Source organism: Serratia sp. 2880STDY5682894 (genome assembly GCF_001537385.1).
GTDB classification, from domain to species: Bacteria; Pseudomonadota; Gammaproteobacteria; order Enterobacterales; family Enterobacteriaceae; genus Serratia; species Serratia nevei.
On the sequence record NZ_FCJA01000021.1, the window covers coordinates 1 to 3,300 of the forward strand.

Below are 3,300 nucleotides of genomic sequence, written 5' to 3' on the forward strand. Positions count from 1 at the left end.
TGGCGCTGGAGGCGGCGCTGCCGGATACGCTGAGCGCCGAGAACCCGGAACGGCGCGCGCAGGCGTCGCACCTGGCGTACGTGATTTACACCTCGGGCTCGACCGGTAAACCGAAGGGCGCGATGAATGAGCACCGCGGGGTGGTCAACCGGCTGGTGTGGATGCAGGAAGCCTACGGCCTGACGGCGGCGGACACGGTGCTGCAAAAAACGCCGTTCGGCTTCGACGTCTCGGTGTGGGAGTTCTTCTGGCCGCTGATGGTCGGCGCGCGCCTGGTGATGGCGAAGCCGGAAGGGCACAAGGATCCGGATTACCTGAGCCGCGCGATCGAACAGTACGGCGTCACCACGCTGCACTTCGTGCCGTCGATGCTGCAAAGCTTCCTGGCGGACGGGCAGGCGGCGACGCGCTGCGGCCAGGTGGTGCGGGTGATGTGCAGCGGGGAAGCGCTGCCGGCGGCGCTGGTGGCGGAGTTTTACCGCCGGCTGCCGCAGGCGGAGTTGCATAACCTGTATGGGCCGACGGAGGCGGCGGTGGACGTCACCGCCTGGCACTGTTCGCGGGAGGCGGACCGGGTGTCGGTGCCGATCGGGCGGCCGATCGCCAACACGCGTATCTACCTGCTGGACGAGCACGGGCAGCCGGTGCCGCTGGGGGCGGTGGGCGAGCTGTATATCGGCGGGGTGCAGGTGGCGCGGGGCTACCTGAACCGGCCCGAATTGACGGCGGAGCGCTTCCTGAGCGATCCGTTCGCGCCGGGCGGGCGGATGTACCGCACCGGCGACGTGGCGCGTTATCTGGCGAACGGCGACATCGAGTACCTGGGGCGCAATGACCAGCAGGTGAAAATCCGCGGCTTCCGCATCGAATGCGGGGAGATCGAGGCGGTGCTGGCGGCGCACCCGGCGGTGCGCGAAGCGGTGGTGGATGCGCGGGCGGTGGGCGACGACAAACGGCTGGTGGCGTGGGTGGTGCCGGCCGCCGGCGTGGCGGAAGAGACGCTGGCAGGCGCGCTGCGGCAGCATGTGAGCGCGGCGCTACCGGACTATATGGTGCCGTCGGCCTGGGTGGTGGTGGCGGCGTTGCCGCTGTCGCCGAACGGCAAGCTGGATCGTCGGGCGTTGCCGGAACCGCAGGGGGCGCAGAGCCAGGCAGCGTACGAAGCGCCGCAGGGTGAACACGAAACGCTGCTGGCGGCGATCTGGCGCGACCTGCTGAACGTGGAGCAGGTAGGTCGCCACGATAACTTCTTCGAGCTGGGGGGCCACTCGCTGCTGGCGGTGAAGTTGATGGCTCAGCTGCGGCGCGCCGGTTGGGGAGCGAACGTGCAGACGTTGTTCTCAACGCCGACGCTGTCGGCGCTGGCGCAGGCGATGAGCGCGCAAGGTGAGATCGACATACCGGAAAACCGGATTTTACCGGGCGGGGCCTCCATTACGCCGGAGATGTTGCCGCTGGCGACGCTGAGCCAGCCGGAAATCGACGCGGTGGTGGCGCAGGTGCCGGGCGGCGTGGCCAACGTACAGGACATCTACGCCTTGTCGCCGCTGCAGGAGGGGATTTTGTTCCACCATCTGCTGGCGGAACGGGGCGACCCGTACCAGCTGTCCGCGGTGCTGCGTTTCGACAGCCGTGCGCGCCTGGACGCCTGGCTGGCGGCGATGCAGCAGGTGATCGATCGCCATGACATTCTGCGCACTGCGTTCATCACGCAGGGCATGTCCTCGCCGGTGCAGGTGGTGTGGCGCAAGGCTGAGCTGGCGCTGAGCGAGCGGCGTTTCGATCCGGCTGACGGCCCGATTTGGCAACAGCTGGCGGCCAGCTTTGATCCGTTGCAGCAGCGGCAGGATCTGACCCGCGCGCCGCTGCTCAACTTTACCGTCACGCAGGAGGAGGACGGCAGCTGGTGCGCCTTGCAGCAGTGGCATCATCTGATTGGCGATCACTCCACGTTGGCCTTCATGGAGCAAGAGATCGGCGAGATCCTCGCCGGCCGTGGGGCACAGCTGGGCGTCGCCCAGCCGTTCCGTAATGCGGTGGCGCAGGCGCGCCTGGCTCTCAGCGAGGCGGAGCACGAAAGCTTCTTCCGCGACATGTTGGCGGATATCCGCGAGCCGGTGCTGCCGTTCGGCCTGAGCGACGTGCACGGCGAAGGGCGGCAAATCGCCTGCCGCTACCAGGCGCTCTCTTCGGCGCTGAACCTGCGGTTGCGGCGACAGGCGCGGCGGCTGGGCGTCAGCCTGGCCAGCCTGTGCCACCTGGCCTGGGCGCAGGTGCTGGCGAGCGTCAGCGGGCGAGACGCGGTCGTGTTCGGCACCGTATTGCTGGGGCGTCTGCAGGGCGGCGAAGGCGCGGAACGGGCATTGGGGTTGTTTATCAACACGTTGCCGCTGCGTCTGGACATCGATCGGCGAGGCGTGGAGACGGCGGCAAGAGAGGCACACGTGCGGCTGAGCGGGCTGCTGGCGCATGAACATGCGCCGCTGGCATTGGCGCAGCGCTGCAGCGGCGTCAGCCCTGGGGCGCCGCTGTTCAGCGCCTTGCTCAACTATCGCCACAACAACGGCGAAGCCGTGGCGTTGCCGGAAGGTGTCAGTTTGCTGAGCGCCGAAGAGCGTACCAACTATCCGTTCGTGTTATCGGTGGAGGACGGCGGCGATTCGCTGGGCGTGACGGCGCAGGTGACCGAGACGGTCGATGCCCAGCGGGTGTGTGACTATATGGTGCAGGCGCTGAGCTCACTGGCGCAAGCGCTGGAGCAGGCGCCGGAGACGCCGGTGTGTTCACTGGCGGTGGTGCCGGAGGCGGAACGCGAACTGCTGCTGCATGGCTGGAACCGCACCGAGCGTGACTACCCGCTGGATCAGACGCTGGCGGCGCTGTTCGAGCAGCAGGTGCGCCGCACGCCGGACGCCACCGCGCTGGTGAGCGGAGCGGAAAGCCTGAGCTACGCCCAGCTGAACGCCCGCGCCAACCGGCTGGCGCACGCGCTGATAGCGCGCGGCGTCGGCCCGGACAGCCGGGTGGCGGTGTGCGCCGAACGCGGCCTGAACATGGTGACGGCGCTGTTCGGTATCCTCAAGGCCGGCGGCGCCTATGTGCCGCTCGATCCGGCCTATCCGGGTGAACGCCTGCAGTACATCCTGCAGGATGCCGACCCGGTGCTGCTGCTGGCGGACGCCGCCGGCCGGGCGGCGCTGGGCGAGCCTGCGACGCCGCAGATGGCGCTGGAGGCGGCGCTGCCGGATACGCTGAGCGCCGAGAACCCGGAACGGCGCGCGCAGGCGTCGCACCTGGCGT

1 protein-coding gene is annotated in these 3,300 nt (G+C 68.8%); it reads left to right on the plus strand.

Annotated elements, in window-relative coordinates:
- A partial coding sequence (locus AWX27_RS24195; RefSeq protein WP_156428569.1) for a non-ribosomal peptide synthetase occupies positions 1–3,300 on the plus strand: 3,300 nt, incomplete at both ends.